The sequence below is a fragment of the Succinispira mobilis DSM 6222 genome, assembly GCF_000384135.1.
GTDB lineage: Bacteria > Bacillota > Negativicutes > Acidaminococcales > Succinispiraceae > Succinispira > Succinispira mobilis.
The window spans coordinates 1,502,840-1,525,099 of sequence record NZ_KB913028.1; the positions used below are offsets into that span (position 1 = coordinate 1,502,840).

23 protein-coding genes and 1 pseudogene are annotated in these 22,260 nt (G+C 38.3%); 2 read left to right on the forward strand and 22 right to left on the reverse strand.

The features are described 5' to 3' along the window. Positions 1-207: 207 nt before the first annotated feature. The 10 genes and pseudogenes from SUCMO_RS0107110 to SUCMO_RS0107160 form a co-directional block, all read right to left on the reverse strand. Positions 208-3,147, reverse strand: coding sequence for a DEAD/DEAH box helicase (locus SUCMO_RS0107110; protein ID WP_019879942.1), 2,940 nt, complete (start codon positions 3,145-3,147; stop codon positions 208-210). Further along, positions 3,147-3,545 (reverse strand): (deoxy)nucleoside triphosphate pyrophosphohydrolase, encoded by a 399-nt coding sequence (locus SUCMO_RS0107115; protein ID WP_019879944.1) that lies wholly within the window; start codon positions 3,543-3,545, stop codon positions 3,147-3,149. The genes SUCMO_RS0107110 and SUCMO_RS0107115 overlap by 1 nt, the downstream gene beginning before the upstream one ends. 158 nt (positions 3,546-3,703) lie before the next feature. Then, positions 3,704-4,123 (reverse strand): GIY-YIG nuclease family protein, encoded by a 420-nt coding sequence (locus SUCMO_RS0107120; protein WP_028953938.1) that lies wholly within the window; start codon positions 4,121-4,123, stop codon positions 3,704-3,706. A gap of 263 nt (positions 4,124-4,386) precedes the next feature. Then, positions 4,387-4,950 carry a hypothetical protein gene (locus SUCMO_RS0107130; RefSeq protein WP_019879947.1) on the reverse strand — a complete coding sequence of 188 codons (564 nt, stop codon included), beginning with the start codon at positions 4,948-4,950 and terminating at the stop codon, positions 4,387-4,389. A gap of 450 nt (positions 4,951-5,400) precedes the next feature. Continuing rightward, entirely contained in the window at positions 5,401-5,655 is a 255-nt protein-coding gene (locus SUCMO_RS0107135) for an IS1096 element passenger TnpR family protein (protein ID WP_019879948.1), read from the reverse strand. A 286-nt stretch (positions 5,656-5,941) separates the two neighbouring features. After that, positions 5,942-6,436 (reverse strand): annotated as a pseudogene (locus tag SUCMO_RS0107140) (PDDEXK nuclease domain-containing protein); the annotation flags it as partial. A gap of 92 nt (positions 6,437-6,528) precedes the next feature. After that, entirely contained in the window at positions 6,529-6,660 is a 132-nt protein-coding gene (locus tag SUCMO_RS11765; RefSeq protein WP_083938722.1) for an integrase core domain-containing protein, read from the reverse strand. A gap of 625 nt (positions 6,661-7,285) precedes the next feature. Continuing rightward, positions 7,286-7,564, reverse strand: coding sequence for a DUF1905 domain-containing protein (locus SUCMO_RS0107145; RefSeq protein ID WP_019879951.1), 279 nt, complete (start codon positions 7,562-7,564; stop codon positions 7,286-7,288). A 175-nt stretch (positions 7,565-7,739) separates the two neighbouring features. Continuing rightward, positions 7,740-7,964 carry a helix-turn-helix domain-containing protein gene (locus SUCMO_RS0107155; protein ID WP_019879953.1) on the reverse strand — a complete coding sequence of 75 codons (225 nt, stop codon included), beginning with the start codon at positions 7,962-7,964 and terminating at the stop codon, positions 7,740-7,742. A gap of 247 nt (positions 7,965-8,211) precedes the next feature. Next, positions 8,212-8,865 carry a flavodoxin family protein gene (locus SUCMO_RS0107160; RefSeq protein ID WP_019879954.1) on the reverse strand — a complete coding sequence of 218 codons (654 nt, stop codon included), beginning with the start codon at positions 8,863-8,865 and terminating at the stop codon, positions 8,212-8,214. 160 nt (positions 8,866-9,025) lie between these two features. On the opposite strand from SUCMO_RS0107160, the gene SUCMO_RS10545 reads away from it, so the two are divergent. After that, positions 9,026-9,301, forward strand: coding sequence for a winged helix-turn-helix transcriptional regulator (locus tag SUCMO_RS10545; protein ID WP_245539351.1), 276 nt, complete (start codon positions 9,026-9,028; stop codon positions 9,299-9,301). Between the two features lie 529 nt (positions 9,302-9,830). On the opposite strand, the gene SUCMO_RS0107170 is transcribed toward SUCMO_RS10545, so the two are convergent. The 10 genes from SUCMO_RS0107170 to SUCMO_RS0107220 form a co-directional block, all read right to left on the reverse strand. Further along, positions 9,831-10,397: a 6-carboxytetrahydropterin synthase gene (locus SUCMO_RS0107170; RefSeq protein WP_019879957.1), complete on the reverse strand. Its 567-nt coding sequence runs from the start codon at positions 10,395-10,397 to the stop codon at positions 9,831-9,833. Positions 10,398-11,340: 943 nt separating this feature from the next. Then, positions 11,341-11,850 (reverse strand): hypothetical protein, encoded by a 510-nt coding sequence (locus tag SUCMO_RS0107180; RefSeq protein ID WP_019879959.1) that lies wholly within the window; start codon positions 11,848-11,850, stop codon positions 11,341-11,343. Positions 11,851-12,080: 230 nt separating this feature from the next. After that, positions 12,081-12,506 (reverse strand): cupin domain-containing protein, encoded by a 426-nt coding sequence (locus SUCMO_RS0107185; RefSeq protein ID WP_019879961.1) that lies wholly within the window; start codon positions 12,504-12,506, stop codon positions 12,081-12,083. Between the two features lie 81 nt (positions 12,507-12,587). Then, positions 12,588-13,694: a DUF362 domain-containing protein gene (locus tag SUCMO_RS0107190; protein WP_019879963.1), complete on the reverse strand. Its 1,107-nt coding sequence runs from the start codon at positions 13,692-13,694 to the stop codon at positions 12,588-12,590. Positions 13,695-13,753: 59 nt separating this feature from the next. Beyond that, positions 13,754-14,293 carry a flavodoxin family protein gene (locus tag SUCMO_RS0107195; RefSeq protein WP_019879964.1) on the reverse strand — a complete coding sequence of 180 codons (540 nt, stop codon included), beginning with the start codon at positions 14,291-14,293 and terminating at the stop codon, positions 13,754-13,756. Positions 14,294-14,348: 55 nt separating this feature from the next. Then, a complete protein-coding gene (locus SUCMO_RS0107200; protein ID WP_019879965.1) occupies positions 14,349-14,918 on the reverse strand; it encodes a cyclophilin-like fold protein in 570 nt (189 codons plus the stop codon). Positions 14,919-14,944: 26 nt separating this feature from the next. Next, positions 14,945-15,331 (reverse strand): MerR family transcriptional regulator, encoded by a 387-nt coding sequence (locus SUCMO_RS0107205; protein WP_019879966.1) that lies wholly within the window; start codon positions 15,329-15,331, stop codon positions 14,945-14,947. Positions 15,332-15,351: 20 nt separating this feature from the next. Beyond that, positions 15,352-16,419, reverse strand: a complete 1,068-nt coding sequence (locus SUCMO_RS0107210; RefSeq protein ID WP_019879967.1) for an alpha/beta hydrolase — start codon at positions 16,417-16,419, stop codon at positions 15,352-15,354. Positions 16,420-16,705: 286 nt separating this feature from the next. Further along, positions 16,706-17,806: an MBL fold metallo-hydrolase gene (locus tag SUCMO_RS0107215; RefSeq protein WP_033297373.1), complete on the reverse strand. Its 1,101-nt coding sequence runs from the start codon at positions 17,804-17,806 to the stop codon at positions 16,706-16,708. Positions 17,807-17,874: 68 nt separating this feature from the next. Further along, positions 17,875-19,071, reverse strand: coding sequence for an MFS transporter (locus SUCMO_RS0107220; protein WP_019879971.1), 1,197 nt, complete (start codon positions 19,069-19,071; stop codon positions 17,875-17,877). A 280-nt stretch (positions 19,072-19,351) separates the two neighbouring features. On the opposite strand from SUCMO_RS0107220, the gene SUCMO_RS0107225 reads away from it, so the two are divergent. Further along, the gene (locus tag SUCMO_RS0107225; RefSeq protein ID WP_019879972.1) at positions 19,352-20,419 is read left to right on the forward strand and encodes an alpha/beta hydrolase; all 1,068 of its coding nucleotides are present in this window, start codon (positions 19,352-19,354) and stop codon (positions 20,417-20,419) included. 213 nt (positions 20,420-20,632) lie between these two features. On the opposite strand, the gene SUCMO_RS10550 is transcribed toward SUCMO_RS0107225, so the two are convergent. Both SUCMO_RS10550 and SUCMO_RS11300 read right to left on the reverse strand, forming a co-directional pair. Next, on the reverse strand, positions 20,633-21,094 hold the full coding sequence (locus SUCMO_RS10550; protein ID WP_211209234.1) for a recombinase zinc ribbon domain-containing protein: 462 nt from the start codon (positions 21,092-21,094) through the stop codon (positions 20,633-20,635). Between the two features lie 16 nt (positions 21,095-21,110). Beyond that, positions 21,111-22,252 (reverse strand): IS3 family transposase gene (locus SUCMO_RS11300; RefSeq protein WP_156819268.1). Its coding sequence is split into 2 segments (ribosomal slippage): positions 21,111-22,001 and positions 22,004-22,252, totalling 1,140 coding nucleotides; the frame shifts between segments, so codons are not numbered across the junction. Between the last annotated feature and the right edge of the window lie 8 nt (positions 22,253-22,260).

Here is a 22,260-nt window from a genome sequence, read left to right on the forward strand (position 1 = left end):
AAATAATTTCCTTTTATTCTAACACCTAGAGTTAACACTAGGTCAAATATTTTTTATAATTGACACTATCTCGCCCACGCCTGACGCTTTTTATAACTGCAGAAAGCTAAAGCTGGATTAGAACTTTTGATTCTTAGTCCAGCTTTTACATCGTTATTTATTGTTCATAACCCAATGTTTGCGCAAAAATATTATTTGCAATAGTTGCTACGACTCCCCAGTGATATACACATATAAAGCTGGCGCAACTGGAACAGACAATTGCATTTGCATCTTCACTACCGATACGCTCTTGCCGTCGCTCGTCGGCATACGTTCTTCAGATACACGCCCTTCTATTACCGCCAAATCACCCAGGTAATAAAAATCTAAGCCTTCATCGTTACTCTTTTTAATAAAGAGCGGTATGCGCATATTATTCTCCTTATGTTTCAATATGGACTGAACATCTGGGCTAGATATCGTGCGTTTGGACTTGGAAAACCATGTAAAATGAACATTACTGATAAAAGCATCCTCATATTTAGTAGTATCTGATATATCCTCTGCCTTATTATAATTGACAAAAATCGGGCAATTAGTTTTGTCCGGGCTAACTATATAGCCACCAACATTTTGAGCTACAGGATTTTCCTCCCAGTTTAAGATGCGAAAAACATCTTTGCGAGAATACTTTCTGTATAACATAAAACCGCCTATATAGCGATTAAGGTCATAACCATTCTCATAGGTTGCTCGTGCATATTCCAGAACATCCTTTGTAAAGCGCACAAAAATATCATTTGCCAGCAATTTAGTAGTGAAGGGATGCCAAACAATAGATTGTCCATCTTCCATTACGAGATTAAAACCATATTTATCCCCAACGCTAATCTTCCTACTCTTATTAGCTTTTCCTTCCTTTACGCTATTTTCTGTTACAAAACGGAAATTGATATTTTGAAGAGCACTCTGGATAGTCTTATCAGATGGTAAGTAGCCATATTTTTTGTAAATAGCAGCCTTAAAATCATCTAACTGTATATTGCCAGAATCTAACAATAGCTGTAAACACACTACTTCCTCTATACGCTTACCATTAGTAAGATCACGGCTTATATATCCTAATAGTAGCTTTTCTTGTGCAGATAATGTTCCTGGAAAAACAGCTTCTCGCTCCTCTACAAAGTTAAAATAAGAGCGACTAGCCTCAACATAAAGAAAAGCATCGCGAGAGCCATGTTTCAAAAAGTCCATCATCATAGGAATTTTACCCAATTTATACTTAAGCAAATCGTAATCGCTAATTAAGTCTCTTTTTAAATTCATCTTCGCCTGGTCAATGGCAGCATAAATACGTTCCTTTGCAATTCGCTCAAAATTAACAGTGGAAGAACCAGGAATACCGTCACTTTCACCAGCAATGAGTTTTCGCAGATTATCTTTGTTGTAGCTAGAATCTCCATAAAGGGCAATTGGAACTAGGTAATTGTTATTATAATTGCCTATAAAATCAATTACGGTAAGGTAACTCTTGCCGTTGGTCTTACGCAACCCACGCCCCAACTGTTGAACAAACACAATTGCCGACTGGGTCGGCCGAAGCATTATGATTTGGTTAACCTTCGGAATATCAATGCCCTCATTAAAAATGTCTACACTAAAAATATAGTCTAATTTTATAGCCGGGTCATCAGATTCCAGAAGCTCAATAGCTTTTTCTCTTTCTGACTCACTGCTCTCACCAGACAATGCTACACTCTTAAACCCTCTTTCATTAAAGGCCTTAGAAAGCTCACGGCTTACATTATTAGAATTGCAAAAAACAAGACCACGGATATCCCCATTGTCGCAGCCATACCACTGCGAACGTTCAATAATATGATTGATTCGTTCCTCGGACACGAGCTTTAAAAAAGCGGCATCCTCACCAACAACCGCATTGTCAACAACAACGTCAGTCACCCCAAAATAGTGAAACGGGCAAAGCATTTCCTCATCCAAGGCCCTGTGAAGGCGAATTTCATAAGCAATATTGTAATCAAACTGTTTGAAAATATCAAAACCATCAGTACGCTCAGGCGTAGCCGTCATTCCCAGTAAAAACTTAGGCTTTAAGTGCTTTAAAATCTTCTGATAAGTGATAGCGCCAGCACGATGGGTTTCATCTATAACAATATAATCAAAATGCTCCGCAGCAATGGCAAATAGGTTTTCATCACGACTAATAGTTTGGACTGTTGAAAATACATAATCTTTTTCAATTTCTTTATGGGCACCGCTAAATATCCCCATAGACTTCTCAGGCATAATTTTCAAATAACTCTCTAGCGCCTTATGTGCAATATTAGCTCTATGAACCAGAAACAACAATCGCTTAGGGTTAACCGCAGCTACGTCAAATGCCGATAAGTACGTTTTTCCTGTACCAGTAGCCGATATTAACAGCGCTTTGTCTTTTCCCTCTTTTCTAAGCGATGTTAGATTATCAAGGGCATTATTTTGCATCTCGTTGGGAATTATGCTCTTCGCTGATATTGCTTCGAGACTTTTTCTTTGAGTTGCCGCAAATTGTTTTTGTGCTTTATAAATACTCTGATAAGATTTTATATATTCCGGGGTTACCGCTGTCGCTGATTCAAACTCTTTGTCAAACTCATAAAGGGTATCTAAAACAATTTTAGCCTTCCGCATAGCGGCAACCCTAAGGTTCCATTCCTTGTTTGATGTTAGAGCGCTAGCCGTTAGATTACTACTACCAATGATTAAACTGTAATGGTCCTTGTGTTCAAAAATATATCCCTTAGCATGAAAATCTCCTTTAGTAACAATCTTGAGCACAACATTTTCAAAGGCCATAAGTTTGTTTAATGCATCAGGATGCGTAAAATTCTGATATTGTGACACCAAAACCTGCCCTTTAATCCCCTTAGCTTTTAGATATTCTAAGGTATTTACCAACACTGCAAATCCGCTCATAGTTAAAAATGCCACCGAAAAGTTAAAAGACTTGCAACGTTTTAGTTCTTGTAGAATTATCCCAAGAATTTTTTTATTCTCATTTTTCTTATTTACCACCAACTGAGGCTGATAGTCATAAAGCGATTCGTGGCTATGCACAATAAAACCGGTTTCCAGAGATTCTCTTAAATTGGAAACAATATCCATTAGCAATACTCCTCAACGAGCTTATTTACAATAGGAATATCAGCTGCTGCCCAATCTAGATTCTCAAGTTCTGGTGCTGTCAGCCATTGGTAAGAAAGATGTTCTTTTAGATTAAGAGACTTACTTGTCGTAAGACATTTATAACAGTGCATGATTATTCTAAAGTCTGGATAAGTGTGATCAACTGTTATATATTTTTCAAACGGCTGAATTTCCATGTCTAGCTCTTCCTGTATTTCACGAGTTAAAGCCTCTTCTTCTGATTCTCCCGCTTCTACTTTACCACCAGGAAACTCGAATTTGCATGATATATAACTAAGTTTATTAACATTTCGCTGGGTACAAAGAATTTTATTGTCTTTAATAATTATTGCAGCAACTACTTGAATAGTTTTCATTTTTATTTATCAACTCCAGCTCTACTAAATTTTATTATCGTTAGGTGTACAATATGCGTGCTCCATCTCAAAGCAAACAGCCGCAATACCATTTGCAAATATGATTTATTACTATCATGCTTACTAAGTTATTTTTTATATCATGGTAAACTTTTTTTCTACCTTCTTAGTTTTTTTAACTCCGCTCGAAAGGTTCTATTTATAGGTGATCTGTTCTTTGCAAGATTAAGAGGCGGACTAAATTCATTGATAAGCTTATTTTCTATTTCACCAATATTTTCATCTACTAACCAATAAAAAATCATCAGATTATCTTTCATCCAAGATGATAGTTTTTCCTCACATATAGCATTAAATTTGTATTTTCTATCTCGAAAATATACCCTCATATCTCGCCATTCATGTAGAGCCCCCAAGCTTTTACGTAATGTTGACTTTCTTGCCGTGCCTGTAAAATGGTTTTTATAATCTCGAGCTCTCAAACCTTGGCTTTCTGAAATTCCTATGTATAAGACAGGATATCCTTTAAACATCGGAACCTCGGCATTAATAAACAAATGTTGTATGCTAAGCTGCATTTTTGGCAATTATCATGTATATGCCTTTTTCTGAAGGCAATTGTGAAATTTCATCGCTTAACGGGTCAAATATTCTGGGGTTATTTAGGTCAAAAGCCACTTCAAACCACCTCATTCTTATTCTATTACTTAGCTACTTACTAATAAATTTTATTATTTTTGTGTTAGTATTACAACTTTATTGTGTCAGAACAAGATTCATGAATAACTTAATCTAACATGTGAATTTTATCTTTCCAAAAGAAATATCATTTTTCATAGAGCTAACTTTTAAGCTTTTTTAGCGTTACTATATCTATTTGAGAGTTAATTTGTTCTTGTGTGAAAATATAAATATTATCAGCATATGCATCTAATTTACCATAATCCAATTCATCAAGTATTGTATTTTTAAACCACTTCATATTTTTTCCAGTTAAAATAAATACCCCGTATTTATAATCATAGCAAGCTAGCATACATTTCAATGTCTCAAAATCTTTAATAATTCCTTGTTTATTACTTCGAATATTAATCGTTTTTACTTCAATAACTATATTATTATTCATTTTGCCTTGCTTGTGAATAATTATATCTGGGTTAAAATTTTCACGAATTTTTTTGTGACCACTTTTATCTATTTCTGCATTTATAGAATAACTTTCATCCCAGAACTTTTTTTCCTGCAATAATCGCATTTGATGATACAATTCATAGCAATATACACGTTCTCTTTTTTTTGAACTAGTATTCCCTGATGTTTTAATTTCAAAATATTCGTTAGGAACATTTTTCATAGCTTGATAAATTAATTTTAAGTATTCATCTTTTGGATCATCAAAATTCATAATTCCAACCTCTTTCAAATTTTATATAAAATTATACAAGTCAATAAACTGGCAAAAAAATTTAACAAATCATATTAACTACTTAAAAACCATTAAAAAACATATTTGTTAAATATAAAAATATGATCAAAATATAATTTACTATCCCTTTGTCAAAAAACTTTTGACTTTAGTATAACCTATCAGTTTTTATTTTTCTATGTATAAAATTAAAAACTAGGCTAAGATTTTTGCTCTTAACCTAGTTTAAATACCTATTTTTTAATTTTTATATTCATTTAGTCTCATTTTTTATTTTCCGACTCTGACAAGCTGTGCTACTGCCTCAACATGTGTCGAAAGTTATCAATCAATACCGCATGTTGGTAATTGTAAACTTTGTATTATTGCCTTAACAGTACCTTGAAATATCCTGTCGTTGCGGATATCATTGCCAATTGAACACTTACGTCAAACTTTCTTTAGTTTAAGACAATCCTTCATCAACTCATTCGTATGAGCAATATTAAACGGCTGGTAATTCATTCCTTCGCCCCACTCGCGCACCGAATCATGCTCAGGGTGTCTAGGATTATTCCAAGCTTCAAGAAATTCTTCATATCCGCCAATGCCTCCTACATCCTCAGGAGGACAAGCGCTGAGATAGTCAAGCCAAATTGTGACGCAAGCACTGATATTTTTAACTTTAACTAAATCTTTTTTCAAACGGTTTTAAGTATCCCTAGGTTGTCAAATTTTTTATAACAATCACCTTTTTTATATTTTGGTTTTTTGCGTACTACAATAGAATGAAGGCTTAGTTTCTTCTTGTATTTATGAACTGTTAGATTACTAATATTAATTGTTTTTTCTAAGGACTAATTTCACCATTTTTTTCTTGAATTCTGGTTTGTAAGTTTTTTTATTCCTGTCATTGTAATAGCCTCACTTTCTTATGAATTATTTTATCATAAATATCAGCGTTGCTGTTACAATTTTATTATACCATTTCAGTCAGCTTACCGATTTTTAAATCAATAATGACAAAGCATTTCAAAATATAATTGTAAAAAACGAGGTCAATATAATAATGTTCTCCATCAAATGTAATGTGTTGTTGCCTAGACACGAATGAAAATCCACGTCCAAGCTCCAATAAGAATTTTTGCAAATGATCAATTAAACCTTGCTCAATATCTTTTTCATAAAGATTAGGTGTTTGATCTAATCCTAAAAATTCAAGTACATATGGATCTCGAATAATATCTTTGGCATCAATTCCTTTTTCCAATGTTTGAATTTCATTTCGTACGCTATCTTTGTCTTGGCTAGATAACAACCTCTGATAATAAAAGCTGTTTATTTGTCGCTCAAGTTGTCTTGTACTCCAATTTGATTTTGCACATTCATCTAAATAAAACATTCGAGCTGCATCATTTTCGACCTTTAAAAGCATTCTATAATGTGTCCAACTCAATTGGTCACGCAGTGCGTGACGTTTTGGAAAAGCATTTGATATGGTCAAGCCAAATTGTAACACAAACACTGATACTTTTAACTCTAACTAAATCTTTATTCAAACGGTATCAAGTATCCATTTTATGAATGCGGTCTAACATGATTATAATGCACGCAAATATAATTGTAAGTTGCCTCATTTAAAGCCTCATCACTCTCAAAACTATGATGATTTGTGAAGTCTGCTTTGAACGTCCCATAAAAACTTTCCATTGTGCATTATCATAAGGATACCCTGCTTTGCTCATACTTTGTGTGATATTTTGTAAAGAGCAAAACTCAGTAATTATAATAAGCATTAGGTTTTATCTTGAACTTTAATAATAACCATCGTACACCAACCTTCTCATTATAAATATCAATGAATTTGTATTCCCCTAGCATTCGCCTTTCTAGTTTTGCCCTATTGCAAAAAAACATTTGCCTTTAGTATAACCTATCAGTTTTTATTTTTCTATGTATAAAAGTAAAAACTAGGCTAAGATTTTTGCTCTTAACCTAGTTTAAATTCTATTTGCTTAATTATTATATTCAGTTAATCTCAGTTTTTTATTTTTCAAACTCTGACAAGTTGTGCTACAGCCTCCACATGCGGTAGCAAAAACGGTCGATACCAATTCGCGAAATTGGAGTTTTGCGGTAAGGTTTACCCCCTAAATGCAGGGGGGTAAACCAACAGTATTTCCGGGATGCAGATCTATTATTTTTGACATGTCTACTGTTGCTTCTTCCAATATATTCTGTGTTTTTTGTCTAAGTTGGTTTCTTATCTTTTAGGACATCCCTTTACCATGGAAGCACTATGTCTTTATCTCTTTCGCCAGATGTTTCAAGTATTTTAATCGTGCAAAAATAAAGTCACATGAACTGTATCTCCACCGCTTTTACCTATTGCATCTCTGATTTTTTTATTGATCGAGATTATCTTGTCTTCATTTTTCCTTGGAGCCAAATTAATGCTTTCTATTTCATAACCATCAATGGTCCCAGATACCTTTAGAAAACCCCATTTACCTTCAATATTAGCTGTGCCAGGAATTCTAAGGTGATATGTCCACGCCCCGAATCCTTTTTTATATTCCAATTTGAGTTCTTGATTATCAATTATTTTTATCATTTTGAGTTCAGCTCCTTTGATGCTACAAGTAACTATTCTTTCTAAATATCAAATTTGCTTAACCTATTTCTTGTTTAAGACCAAGTATAGCGGTCATAATCTGCTCATTCGTTTTTCCTTTGAGATACTCTTCAAAGTATCCTTCCGGGCTGATCATCATAGTAGTCCACCGCCTTTACTCATTTCCTGTTTTTATTTCTTTGCCATCCGGCAAAATGAAAGTCTGTTCAAACTTAACATCCATCACATCTGATACGGACTTAAGCTCTTCTAATGTTATCGTTTCACGCTTCAGCTTCTTCCCGAAGTTCTGCGGCGACTGACCTAATCGTCTAGCCAATTCGGAGACACTGATATTCATTTGTTCACATAGCAGTCGTATCATGTCGGAGTTTTTCATAATAGTCCCTCCATGCCTTAATAGAAAAATTATAAACCATTTGGTTTCAAGCAACAATATAATGTTTACAAACAGAAAACCCGCAATTCAATAAAAAAGCTGCGGGTAAAATGTATTACTGATTACTCGTCTATTTGGATTTCAATTCCGTTCCTTTTTGACACTGAAAAAGCACTGAATAAATTTATTTTAAATTCATGCGAGCTGTATACATCACAAAACTATTCGCTTACCGATTTTATCAAACTTATTCGAGCGTATTACTTACAAATCTAATTCCCATTTCAAAGGCTTTTTCACAGTCCTTGGGAAATTCCTCTTGCCGTCTTTTGGCCTTCGCCGATTCGTCGAAGGCCGTTGCAACGTACTTAGAATAATCACTAAACTGATATGTATCAGTAACAAATAGAGATTCTGTTGGCCCCATAAATTTCTCGAATAAATTTTCATATCGAGATAGAATTCGGTCATACTCTACCTCTTTTATCATGCTTTCTGGTACATTCCCTGTGTAAATCAAGCCTATCGGTTTTTTCTTCTCATTAAGCGAGGAGTAGTTTTTATCATATACGAGATACTGAAAAATTAATCTTTCAATGAATGACCTCATCTCACCAGTAACCTCACCAAAGTAGATAGGTGAGCCAAGAATAACGGCATCAGCACTCTCGATTTTTTCCAACACGGGGGTTAAGTCATCCTTATAAGCGCACTTACCGTAGCTTTTCCCGCCTTTTAGCTTACAGGCGAAACAGCTCACACAGCCTTTGAAGTTGAGGTCATACAGATTAATTAGTTCTGTAGTCGCCCCTTGAGAAGCTGCCCCTTCCAGAGCTTTATTTAATAGAGTTGCGGTATTTCCGTTTTTTCTTGGGCTTCCGTTTATAGCAATTATATACATATGCATACCTCCATTTTTTATTGACTTTGTCATTTAAATTATATACCATTAGCTTTAAAAATAAAGTATGCACTTTAATGTAATATACTATACAAAAGGGGAGTAATAATGGCAACTTGGTCTCTCGATAGCGAATGTCCAATCATCTATACTCTAGCTGTTGTGGGGGGGGAAATGGCGGTGGCTTATAATTTATAAACTGTCCGAAAATGGGATTTTAAGATATGGTGAGTTAAAGAGATGTTTACCACCTATTACTCATAAGATGTTAAGTCAAGAGTTAAAAGAACTGGAGGCAAAAAAGCTGATTCATAGGGAAGAATACCATCAAATTCCGCCAAAAGTCGAATACTCTTTAACAGAAAAAGGGAAATCTTTACTTCCAATACTCGACCTTATGTCTAAATGGGGAACGGAGAATAAATCGCTCATATAAAAAAGGAGTGCCAAAAGCTAAAATGGGTGTGAAACACTTTGGGACGTTCCTTTTTTGTCAACTTAATTCCGCGCAAAATTATATTTTCATATAATCGTTTGACATCCCATAAATAAAAATTCGCCTAAACATCACGTCTAGGCGAATATAAACACATATATCCAATTTTTCAAAAAGTCTTGAGCCGCTTGGTTTAAGGCTATTTTCTTTCTATCAACGCTACGCACTCGACGTGAAATTATTAGGCTTTTTCACATTTTTCGCAAAATGTTGATTAGGCTGCCACGTGATATATTGTTCAACTCAAGTATGTATCTATCTAAAAGTGATTATGTTGCGAAACTGGACCTTCGTGTAAATGTTTGATACCCTCACCTTGTGGGTAGAGGAATTTAAATCCGGAGCGACCCCGGATGTGAAAGAATAAATCTGAATAAATTAAGAGACACTCTATGCCAAATATGCGTAGAGTGTCTCTTTTGTTTCAGTTTAAGCAAACCAAAATTGGAGTTTGAACTATCAAATCAGACTATTTCTTGTATCCGCATTTAGGGCAGACACCATTTTCGTTTAATGCAATGCCGCATAATGGGCAACGGTCTATTAAATCCTTTTGGGGCTCATATTCTTCTGTAGAGCCATTTACTCCGCTTGTAAACGTAATTTTAACTATATTTAGTTTATCTTTCAGTAAATCGTAAACTATTTTAATCATGCCTTCAACGGTCATTGTTTCTTTCGTAACAACTAACCGACATTCCGGATAAGCCGTTGCCAGTTCCGTTTTGAAAGCTGGACCCTTTTGCTTATTGGTTGGTGCACCATTCCTAATGCCTTGTGCTTCGTAAACGCCCAGAATTGCTGGAAGCAAAGGATCGTCTTCCCTTAAAACCAGTGCGTGGTCAAAGTTTTGTAATACTTCCCAAGCGGTTTTCTGAATTTCATTACATGGGAAGACCATATTGACCCCCATGTTGACAGTATCTTCAACTTCAATAGTCAATATTCCCGTATGTCCATGCAAATATTGTGCTTCACCTTTGAACCCATAAAACCTGTGTGCATATTGTAAGTCTAACGTAGTAAAACTTTTCATAATCATTCTCCTCTTAATATATTTACGGGTGTTTCTTTGCTCCCGCATGCGCACATAGTTGAGTTGATTGGGTTGCCTGTTTTTTTAATCCGCGATAATATTAGTAATTATTCTTTGTTAATATCATATACCAATAAGCATATTATTGTCAATACTTATCCTGACAATTTTCATAAGGTCAGCTGGCGTTAGATAATTAAGTAATCTATGAATTCTGCTAATATTAACCAAATAAATATAAACTGCCAATTCATGGCGCAATTGCTCTGTTTATCAAAATTTCGGACTTTGCCTGACTTTTTTAATAAACACTTCGTACTTATTTTATTGTACCATTTAAGGTGTCCAATTATACCCCCTTAACATATTTTGCATGCTAATGATCCTCTGTAAGCTTTTGAAGGTCAAAGTGCATTAATTATCTTCTATTTTAGAAATTTCTTCGCAACTTTATACCATTCTTCAATATAAACATTTTAATAAGTCTCTTTCGCAACTAACTCAATTCAGCAAAATTACAATGTTTATAATCTTCCATACCTTTTCGCAAATCCGCCTTACTTTCGTAAAAAAGTTAAAATCAAATACAAATTTTACCCCCATAACATGCAAAAAATCCCCCGAACCGAAGTCCGGGGGAACATAAAACACATATTGAAATTATTTGTAAATCCTCAAACCCTTATGATTACTGGCTACTTACGCTCTATCAACGCCACACACTCGACGTGTGCGTTGGCGGAAACATGATACAAAACGGCATAACTATTACTCGATATACGCTAGGGGGTAAAAGGGGGTAAAATCCCAAGACCTACATTTATGTGCTGTGCCGCTTCATTGCCGAAAACAGCCTGTTTTACTGAATACATACGGTCTTAAATCAATTCGCGCATACCCTCCATAGCACGTTTCCACGCTTTTCCAAAATAAAGATACCCACTCACTCTTTAGCATCAGATAGCAATAAAGCTTTAAGCCACACCGGTAAATGATTTACCTTTTTAAATTGTAAAATTTTCTGGGCAACTTCTGCGGCGTCTTCTTCTCGCCAAAAGCGATGCCTGCGATAACATTCTGGGCTACAGAACTTGCGCCAATTGACCCCTAATGCTTTGAATTCATTCCCGCAATATTCACAGTTAAGAACATGTGCTTTTCGGTGGTCCTTTTCCCATTCTCTTTTACAATTCAATGAACAGTATTTTCTCTTCCGCCCGCAACTATTTTGTTCAAGCTTCATGCCGCAATTAAGGCAAACAACAAAAAGCATTTCCGCTTTCAATACTTCGCGGTATTCCGTCACCAACTCTGATGCATAGCCATTTAAGCCTTCTCTAATACAATAATTCCTAACCGAATCTCTTGATAGCCCTGTAGCCTTTGCTATTTTTCCATACCCAACACCTTGGTACCGCAGCATTTTAATCTTTTGCCTTTGGCCATTTGTCATGCTTATCCCCTCCTGACAAGCATTCATCACTCAAAAAACGATGCTTGTCAAGGAGGTTAATAATAGGAAAATACCATAGCAACAGGCCGGTCAAGATGCTAAATTCACCTCAACCGGCCTATTTTTTACTTCTATTCAATTAGCTTACAGGATTTTTTGTTATTGTTAACACTTAATATACTAGTCTTCATCAAAATACCTACAAATTGAATTTAATTACACTTCATCTGTTAAATTTTATCATTAAGCTTATAGTACTCTTCATCGGTGACAGGTTCTAACCATTCTGCCGGACCCGCCTGGCTATTGGTTTCAACGGAAAGGTGTACAAGCCAGCTATCTCTCGCAGCACCGTGCCAATGTTTCACATTTGCCGGGATCTTTACTACATCGCCTGCATTAATTTCGCGAGCTATTTTCCCCTCTTCCTGATACCAGCCCCTGCCACCTGTAACTAAGAGAATCTGACCGCCTGGATGCTTGTGCCAGTTATTCCGGCAGCCCGGCTCAAACGTAACATTGCCAATCGGACAGTTAAATTCCTTATCGCCTGGTACAAGCATCTCAAGATATGCTTGCCCGGCAAAGTATTTATAGTATGGCTCCGGCATTTTGTTGCCTTTGGGGAAAATTACACTATTACTTAAATCACTCATTTTGAATCTCTCCCCTTCTTGTTTTGGATGAAATTGCAATGTCTTCTGTAGAAAAAATCATGTCCGTTATTATCGCAACAACTACAAGACGACTAATTCATAATCACGACTGCCCATGCCAATCTCTTCTCCGTATTTGAGTTGTATGGTTCCGTCGACGTGGGCGCGCAAACCGTGGAATTTATCCGCACCAGCTTCGCAATTACATGACAGAAAAGAATTTGAAAAGCCAAGTTGCTGGTTTACCAGATCGTAGCTCGCTGGATCAATGGCCACAGGATCAGTGGAAGCTAAAAAGCCGATATCGGGAACGATCGGTGCGTCGCTCCAGGGCACACAATCACAATCAGGAGTAATGTTTAACAGAAAGTTGATATAGCCAATCCGCTTTTCATGAGCCTTGGCAAATCCATACCCATATTCAGTCATGCGCTCAAGAAATGCCGTTAAGTCTGTTGCCCAGTCCATCCCTGTGGCCTTTACAGGACAAACGGTCAGGCATTCGCCGCAGCCAATGCATTTATCTTCAGCGACACTTGCTTTCTTATCACTCACAGTAATCGCCTGTTCAGGACACACCGCGCTGCATTTATTACAGCCAACGCATTTTTCTTGATCAACCATAATCTTGAGAGCATGCTGCTCTTTTTTTCCAGTTGCCGGTGCTCCACCCATAGCAAGGTTTTTTATTGCTCCGCCGAAGCCCGCCATCTCATGCGCCTTAAAGTGAGACAATACGATTGCGCTGTCGGCACTGACAATGTCTTTAGCCAGTTTCACCTTATCAAAGTGTTTTTTACCTATTTGCACCTCAGCAATATTTTCGCTGCGTAATCCATCAGCTATGATAATGGGCGCCCCGGTGACCGTATAATCAAAGCCATGTTCCAATGCAGTCAGCAGATGTTCGACCGCATTATGCCGACTTCCCGAATAGAGAGTGTTGGTGTCGGTCAAAAAAGGCTTGGCTCCCCGTTCTTTTATTTTGTCAACAACCTGGCGCACAAAAACAGGACTAATAAAGCCATCACTGCCGCGTTCACCAAAGGTCAACTTTACAGCCGTAAGACCATCCGGTTGAATCAGCTCACTGAAACCGGCGCGGTCAAACAGGTTCCTAATTTTGCTGATTTTATTGCTTTTATCTGTTCTTGCTCTCAAATTTGCGAAATATACTTTGCTGGACACAAGTGTTTCTCCTTTACAAATCACATTTTTTCGGGAACTTGTAGGCAAACAGTAATTAATCAAACGTTTTTTCCCATTTGATAAGCTTCTTTCAAGATCGACGGCGAATTACAGATATCTCCCGGCTTAGTTGCTCCAACTCCGCGCACAACCCCTGCCAAATTTGTCAGATCAAAGCAATCGATCCATCCTTGCAAGCCCTTTACTGCACCATCCATAGAAGCCGGATCTACATCAGCTGATGCTGCCAGCAAATAAATGTCGCGAAAAGCATACTTCTGAGGAAAAAGAGGATTAGAACGATCCAGCAAGGTTTTCATCTGCCCACACATTTCATAAAAATATATTGGTGTTGCGAAGACTATCGTGTCGGCATGAAGCATTTTTTCGCCAATTGCATTTGCATCGTCGTCTATTACGCACTTCTTAGTAGTCTGACAAGCAAGACAACCTTTGCAAAAGCCAATATTTTGGTCATACAGACAGATTTCTTCTACGCTATGCCCGCTTTCAAGAGCGCCTCGCTTGAACTCATCAGCTAATATTTCAGAATTCCCCCCTTTGCGCGGGCTGGTGGATATAATTAGTATATTTTTCATTCTATTCGTCTCCTGTCATGGTTTTTGTAATCAGGACTTAAGGTACACTCGCTAATCAATTGCTGATTTCAAATGTAACCTGTACATCTCCCTTTCCCAGGACCTCTTTCAACCCGGAAATGTCTTCTATATAACCAAGTCTGACGTATCCACCATTTGAATTGGAAAACGTATTATAAAATAGTACCAGGCTATTAGATGACCAACACATGATCTCTCCCGCATGAATGGTTGCAGGCGTCTCTGTCGATTTGACAGGCAAATTCTCCGATAAATGATAATATTTCTCCCGGCCATTCAGTTCAGTCATACTAACAGTCATCGGCAACTTCACAATCAAAGCTCTTGTTGTTTCGTTATTATAAAGCTTCACAGGGAACACCTTGTCACCAACCGTAATCTTTGCGTTTATCATTTTCTCACTTTCAACATTGCCGGTTTGTTTGCTATGGTTACTTTCTGTAAGTGGTTTAGAATTTGACGTTGGCGATTCCGAATTTTCAGCAACTGAATTGTTTACGGCTGTTACCCCTGAATTCTTGGTAAAGCCACAAGCAGCTAGTAGGAACGCCAAAAGAACCGATAGCAACAACAGGAGGAATCTATTTAACCCTTTTATTTTCACTTATACTCCTCCAGCTTCAACAAGTCTCATTTCTTATTATCTTTATCCATAATTTCTACAGATTCCTCAAGATGATCGTAATTGTCAATTTTGCACAGCAAACGTTCTTTAACGGCCTGCAATTCCACAATGCGTTCGTCCAATCGACGATACTCATCCAGCAAAAGTTCCTTCCTAGCATCTTTGGTAGCTGGCCCCTGTTGATAAAGTTGAACATACTCAACAAGAGTTTCTACCGGCATACCGGCTTTTCGCATGCAGTGAATAAATTCAATCCATCCACAGCTGTAGTCATCATATTCGCGAATTCCATTAGGCCTGCGTTTAACCGGAGGAATAAGGCCGATTCGTTCGTAATAACGCAGTGTATCATGCGTTAACCCGTATTTTTCACTTACTTCCGAGATAAGCATCTGATTCACTCCTTATAAATTTAAATACTTGAAAAAAACTCAGTTAACTTGTCAAAGGGAATCATATCTTTCCGATCATACAAATCAATATGTCTCGCCCCTTTAACGATGTATAATTCCTTTGGCTCAGCCGCCTGTTTATAGGCGTCTTCTGTAAAGTAGCGAGAGTGCGCGTTTTCACCCATAATGAACAAAATCGGCCGCGGCGAAATCGTATCAAGATAGTTCATCTCCGGGAAGTTCATAAACGCCATACTACTCGTAATCGTAAATGCGCCTATTGAATTTGGATGGTGTCCGCGTGGCGCTACATAGTATTCAAAAAACTCATCCGTAATAGGATCTACGGATTTCTCAGGTATTTCCGCTGGGAACTGCGGCGCTAACTGGGGTGCGCCATTGTCCACATCCTTCCAACGCTGCTCACCCAGTTGATCCAGAAGTTTATTTCGTTGTTCTGGTGTCATACTGTCTTTCCAACCGTTGCGTATCACACGGCTCATATCATACATGCTCGCGGTAGCAACTGCCTTAATTCGATGATCCACCTGTGCTGCGGTAAGCGCAAACCCACCGCTTCCACAAATGCCGATCGCACCAATTTTTTCTCGGTCTACATAGGGAAGCGTTCCTAAAAAATCTACACCTGCACTAAAGTCTTCTGTAAATATGTCTGGCGAAGAAATATGTTTAGGTTCTCCGCTACTTTCGCCGTTATAAGATTCGTCAAATGCAATTGCGATAAAGCCTCTTTCAGCCATTGTCTGCGCATAAATACCAGCACCCTGCTCCTTTACACCGCCATATGGCGTACCGATAACCAGCGCTGCATGTTTTTGGGTTTTATCAAGATTCTTCGGTACATATAAATCTGCAGCAACGGTAATACCATATCTGTTTTTATAAGAGACTTTTTCAATTATTACTTTATCGCTAGGCGGGAAAGTCCTCCCATCAATCAAATTATCGGTTGCTGAATGTTTGTCCGATGCAACCGCAGCATCAACACCGTTCATAGACAATACCAGTCCCAAAGTCATAGTTGCAAGCATTTTTAAGCTTGTCGTAAAAATTGTTTTCTTTTTCATATTAGTACCCCTTTCATTTTTGATTTTTTAAATGTACATTCAATTTCTGGCTTACAGCAGTTTGATGTAGTCAAGGTAAAGCGAATACATCGCTGTGCCACTTATAAAATTTACGCAACAGCACTTCAAAATTAGTCTAACACCTAGAGTTAACACCAGGTCAAGTTCTTTTGAAGAAAAAACAAATAAAATGCAACAAGTTCGTATAAGCTACGCAAAACACATCGTCTATTATCCGCCAAAATGCAGAGATTTACACACCAAGCCCTCTCTATTCCAAGCCTTCTTACTCAACCTGTTCCCACCATCGCGAAAAGACTTTTTGTGAATTTGCCAATTCGACAATCTCTCCGATGAGGGGTGTAAGAAGTTGATACGTTTTGTTCTGACTTGCCGAAACAATACGCTGAAACGGTTCATCCCACGGGTGATTTGCAATAGCAAACTTGCCTATATGCCCTAGTAATAACGAATGTGTTTGCAATTCTCCAGCAGCTTGAGCCGCTTCTTCTGGCGTCATATGAATTAATGACCAGTTAGGGTCATACTGTCCCGCATCTAAAATCGCAAGATCGAACCCGCGAAACTCCTCCCCTATCTCCTTAAAATGAGGTCCATAGCCGCTGTCGCCACTAAAAAACACTCGACGCTCTCGCGTCACAAAAGCCGCCCCTATCCACAATGTCTTATCTTTGCTTAACATTCGTCCGGAATAGTGGCGAGCCGGCAAGACATGCACAAGCAGGTTGTCTTCCAATGGTACTTGTTCGTACCAATCTGCTTCATGTATACGTTTTTCCTCAAATCCCCATTGTGCAAAGTAATTCCCCACGCCTAACCCACAAACCACATGATTAATCTTAGATTTTAGCGCAATAATCGAAGAATAATCCAAATGATCCCAGTGGTCGTGGGAAACAACCAAGCAATCGATTTCCGGCATATCTTGAGCCGTATAGAGGTTGGTTCCTGCAAAGGCCTTATTGGCGAACGAAACAGGCGATGCATACGCGCTGAATACAGGATCGATCAATATTCTTTTCCCGCCAAGCTGCATGTAGTATGAAGAATGGCCAAGCCATATTACCACATCCTTGGAGATATCCAATGTCTTTAAATCCGTTTTTACTGCAGGAATAGATTCGCTCGGCGTTAGCCGCTCTTTTTTAGCAAAAAGGAAATCCCACCATAATGAAAGTAAATTTCGTTCGTTGACAACCACCGTAGTAGGAACTAGGTTTTGAAATTTCCCATTTGAATAATGCGGCGAGCTTTCCAGCTTCTCCAATCTAGCTCCATCGGGTAAAGAACCAAACTTAGGATGCTGAAGATACAGAGCGGTGCCAAGAAGTAGAACCGCGATAATCAGTAATAAAATCAACGTCATTTTTTTAACCATCTTTCACCATAAGTCTTTCCATAATCATTATTGTTTTTTGAAAAAATGCCAAATCATTACGCTAAGCTTTTTTCGCCCGCTTCCTCAGTCGTCATTTTTTCGTCCCTTTGGGAACGACAGAGACGCATAAAAATAAAGACGCTGCTTAGCGCGGAAAAAACCACGCCTCCAAGCATAACGAATTCCATGCCAATTTCGGATATGAAATAACCACATACCGTAGCACCCAGCGTCACCCCTAAATTAGCGGAAGTTAGAAACAACCCGTTGGCAAAATCCGGCGCTTCCGGCGCAGCTGTGGAAACCCAATACTGGTTAATATTAGCCCCGATTCCTCCTAAAACGCCCCAAATAAAAATAAGCAGCGCCGCAGGCATAGCAAATTCACCTACTAGAAATAGAAGCATATAAAGCGCTCCCAAGAAAAACGGAAAAGCGGCTACCGTTTTGTTTGCATTCTTAGTAAGCAAGCGCCCGGCAAGCATACTGCCGAGAATATTGGCCATTCCATACACAAATAGAACCAAACTAATTGTATTCCAGGAAAAGTGCGTAACCGATTCTAAATATTTTGCCAGATAGCTAAACACGCCAAACACGGCGCCATTCATAAGGAGCACTGCGATAAGGGATATCCATGTTAGTGATTTTTTCAGCACACTTACCTGTTCCCCATAAGACAGCCGCCTTTCTACCGGCATAGAGGGTACCCAGAAAAAGGTCGCCAGCAATGCCAGAGCAGTGACAAGGGCAAAAAACGCCATAGACATCTCAAGAGAAACCGCAGCGGCAATGAAATTGCTCACGGGTACGCCAATAACCATTCCGGCTGACACGCCAATGAATACTTTTGCCACAGCTTTGGGAGACTCCTCTGGTTTAACTGAGGCAGCCGCTACTGAAAAGGCCAGTGAACAATAAATCGGATGAAAAAAAGCCGGGATCACTCGCGCCAGCAGGGCAATTACGAAATTAGGCGCAAAGATAGCGACAATATTTCCTGCAGTAAAAATTCCAAGCACCAACAACATCACTTTTTTACGATCAATCCCAGAAAACAAAAGAGGCATTGTAGGGCCGGATATTGCAACAACCAAAGCAAACAAACTTACGAGCAAACCAGCCTGTGATATACTGACTTGAAACTTCTCCGCCACAAACGGCAAAATCCCAATTATTCCCATTTCAGTATTTAGGATACCAAAAACTCCTACAGTTAAAATAAATATGATCAAATTATTTCGTTTCTTCAACTGATACATCTCCTTATCTCAACGAATTCTATGCATTTGATAAATAGTATCGCCTTCTTTCGGCTGATACACCTAAGCAGTGTATCACTTGGAGTTAAGACTAGGTCAAACGTTTTTTTTTAAAGAAAATTTCACGGCCCCTATTGACTTGGTGTTAACACCAGGTTGTACCATAATAACGAAACACAAACTCTCTTGAAAACAAGAAAGAAAATATATAACAATAACGCAGTCTGTGTTTCAAAAGCATAGGATCTAAAAGAAAAGGAAGGGGTTAATTATGAAAACGTCTATTATTACTCGAAGCCTTCATTTATTAAAGACGCTAGCGTTAGGTGTGCTCTTGTCGGTAGCCGGCGTTGGCGTTGCATCCGCGGCAGACATGTCCAATGGAGCAGACAACTTTTATAAGAGCGACAATGTAACCATGCAAAGGGTTACATTTAAAAACCAATATAATATGAAAGTTGTAGGGAATCTTTTTATTCCCAAAGATTTTAATCAGAACGCCAAAAATCCCGCGATCATTGTCGGGCATCCTATGGGCGCGGTAAAAGAACAAAGCGCCAATCTATATGCCACGAAAATGGCTGAACAGGGCTTCGTTACTTTGTCCTTAGATTTGTCTTTCTGGGGAGAGAGTGAGGGGCTGCCTCGCAACGCTGTTTCGCCGGATATCTATGCCGAAGATTTCAGTGCTGCGGTGGATTTTCTGGGTACCCGCCCGTTTGTTGACAGGGAACGGATAGGTGTTATCGGAATTTGTGGCAGCGGGAGCTTTGCTATCAGCGCCGCCAAGATCGATCCGCGCATGAAAGCCATCGCCACAGTCAGCATGTACGATATGGGTGCCGCCAACCGCAACGCTTTGCACCACTCACTTAGCATTGAGCAGCGAAAGCAAATCATCGCGGAAGCAGCAGAGCAACGCTACGTAGAATTCACTGGCGGTGAAACCAAGTACACCAGTGGGACAACGCATGAGTTGAATGAGAACACCCACCCCATTCAGCGTGAATTTTATGATTTCTATCGCACTCCAAGGGGCGAATTCACTTCTAAAGGCTCATCACCAAAGCTGACGACGCACCCGACGTTTACCAGCAATGTTAAATTCATGAATTTTTACCCTTTCAATGACATCGAAACCATTTCTCCTCGCCCCATGCTTTTTATCGCGGGCGAGAACGCTCATTCCCGAGAGTTTAGCGAAGACGCCTATAAGCTGGCAGCCGAACCGAAGGAACTCTACATTGTTCCGGGCGCAGGTCATGTGGATCTGTACGACCGGGTAGATTTAATTCCCTTTGCCAAGCTCACATCCTTCTTCAAAGAAAATCTGAAATAGAAATCGCGTTAAAGCGCTAGAAACTTAGCATGCCATTGATACTTTAAGTAAAACCACCGTGAGAATCCCATATATTTTGGGTTTCTCACTTTTTTTCTGAGTAGCAAATTATCTGATGCATAATGAGAAAAATCATAATGATTTTCATTATGCATGTGCAAATAACAGCAAAAGCCGGCCAAGGTGATAACCCCAGCCGGCCTAATTTTGCTTCTATTCAAATGTACACTCGACTTCTGTGCCGTCAAGCAAAACCACCATCAATCTGCCTTCACCATGAACTACTACTTTTTCCGTCAGCGCAAAGTACAGTTCAACATCAAATTCTTTGATCCGTCCTCTCTCCGCTATGATTTTTGCAAACTGCTTTGCTTTGTAGCGTTGAAGCGAACTATCACTTTCCCGCATTCTTTTCCATTTGTCGATAAAATAATCCTTGTTTTCGACCATCATATTGAACACATTTACAAATGCCTGATACAAAACCCCATCGTCAAAATGCTTGCTCTCACAACCCCTTTTACCTTTTGATGGATACTTGCCATTGCATCGCCAGATAATTCTTCTAAGCCTTTCATCAGTAGAGTTCCATACCTTCCTGCCAAAAACTTGATCGCAAGAACCGCAAATAACTCTACCAGCAAAGGGTGTACTGGTCAAGCTTTTTTGTAACACTTCGTTCGGTAAATATCTATGCAAATCGAGCTTCCATTGGTGTTAAATAATCATTGTAAGAATGGGGTCTTACATAATTGTACCAGTTAATATATTCTTTTGTCATTTTATCTAGCATTTCTACACTTTCAAAAGTAAATCTATAGTAGAAACAACTTTTAAAAGTATTATAGAATCTTTCCATCGGTGCATTGTCATATGGGCATCCAGCTTTACTCATACTCTGTGTTATACCTTGTTCTCTACAAAACATAACGAACTCCCATGAGGCAAACTGCTGACCCTGATCCGAATGTAATATTAAATTTTTTGGATATTTCTCTTGTTTTAAAGCTGCCTTTAATGTATCTTTTGCAAGATCTGTGTTTATATAATCACTATTGACTGACGCAATAGCTGATCTATCAAATAAATCGATAATGGTGCAGTTATATCTGAACCTGCCGTTAGGCTGACGCATATAGGTAAAGTCGGTGCACCACACCTTGTTTTTATAATCAACAGTGAAGTTTTGGTTTAATAGATTATTAAATACCTTGTGTTTTTTGCCAGAAGTATATCCTGGCTTTTTACGCATGATGATAGCAGCTAAATTAAGTGTTTTATTCATATATTTATGTACCGTAGTTTTACTTAAATGAATTCCATAACGTGATAAAAATACACGCATAGCTCTGTGCCCTACAGTTCTATTATTATTGTAATAAATATACTTAATCCTTTCATAGATGGTCTCGCGCTGCTCGTGATATTCAACTTTAGTATCTTTAAGATAATTATAATAACCATTAGGACTAATGCCAAATCTGCGACACAGCCACCTTAAACCAAAATATTCTTTATTGTTGTCAATGAAACGATATACCACTAATCGATTTCCTTTGCGAAGAATGCCGCTGCTTTTTTTAAGAACTCAATCTCTTTATCTTTTTCCTTGAGCATCTGGTTGAGTTTTCGAATTTCACTTGCAGAATCACTTTCACTTGTTTTTTGAGTGGTATGTTTGTATTGGCATTCTTCACCATATTTTTTAGACCATTCTGTAATGGTGCTTTTGGCAACATTATATTCAGCAGCTAATTCTACTGTTGATTTATTGCCTGACATATAGGCTCTTACAACTTCTCTTTTGAAGTCATCGTTGTAACGTACTGACATTGCTCAGT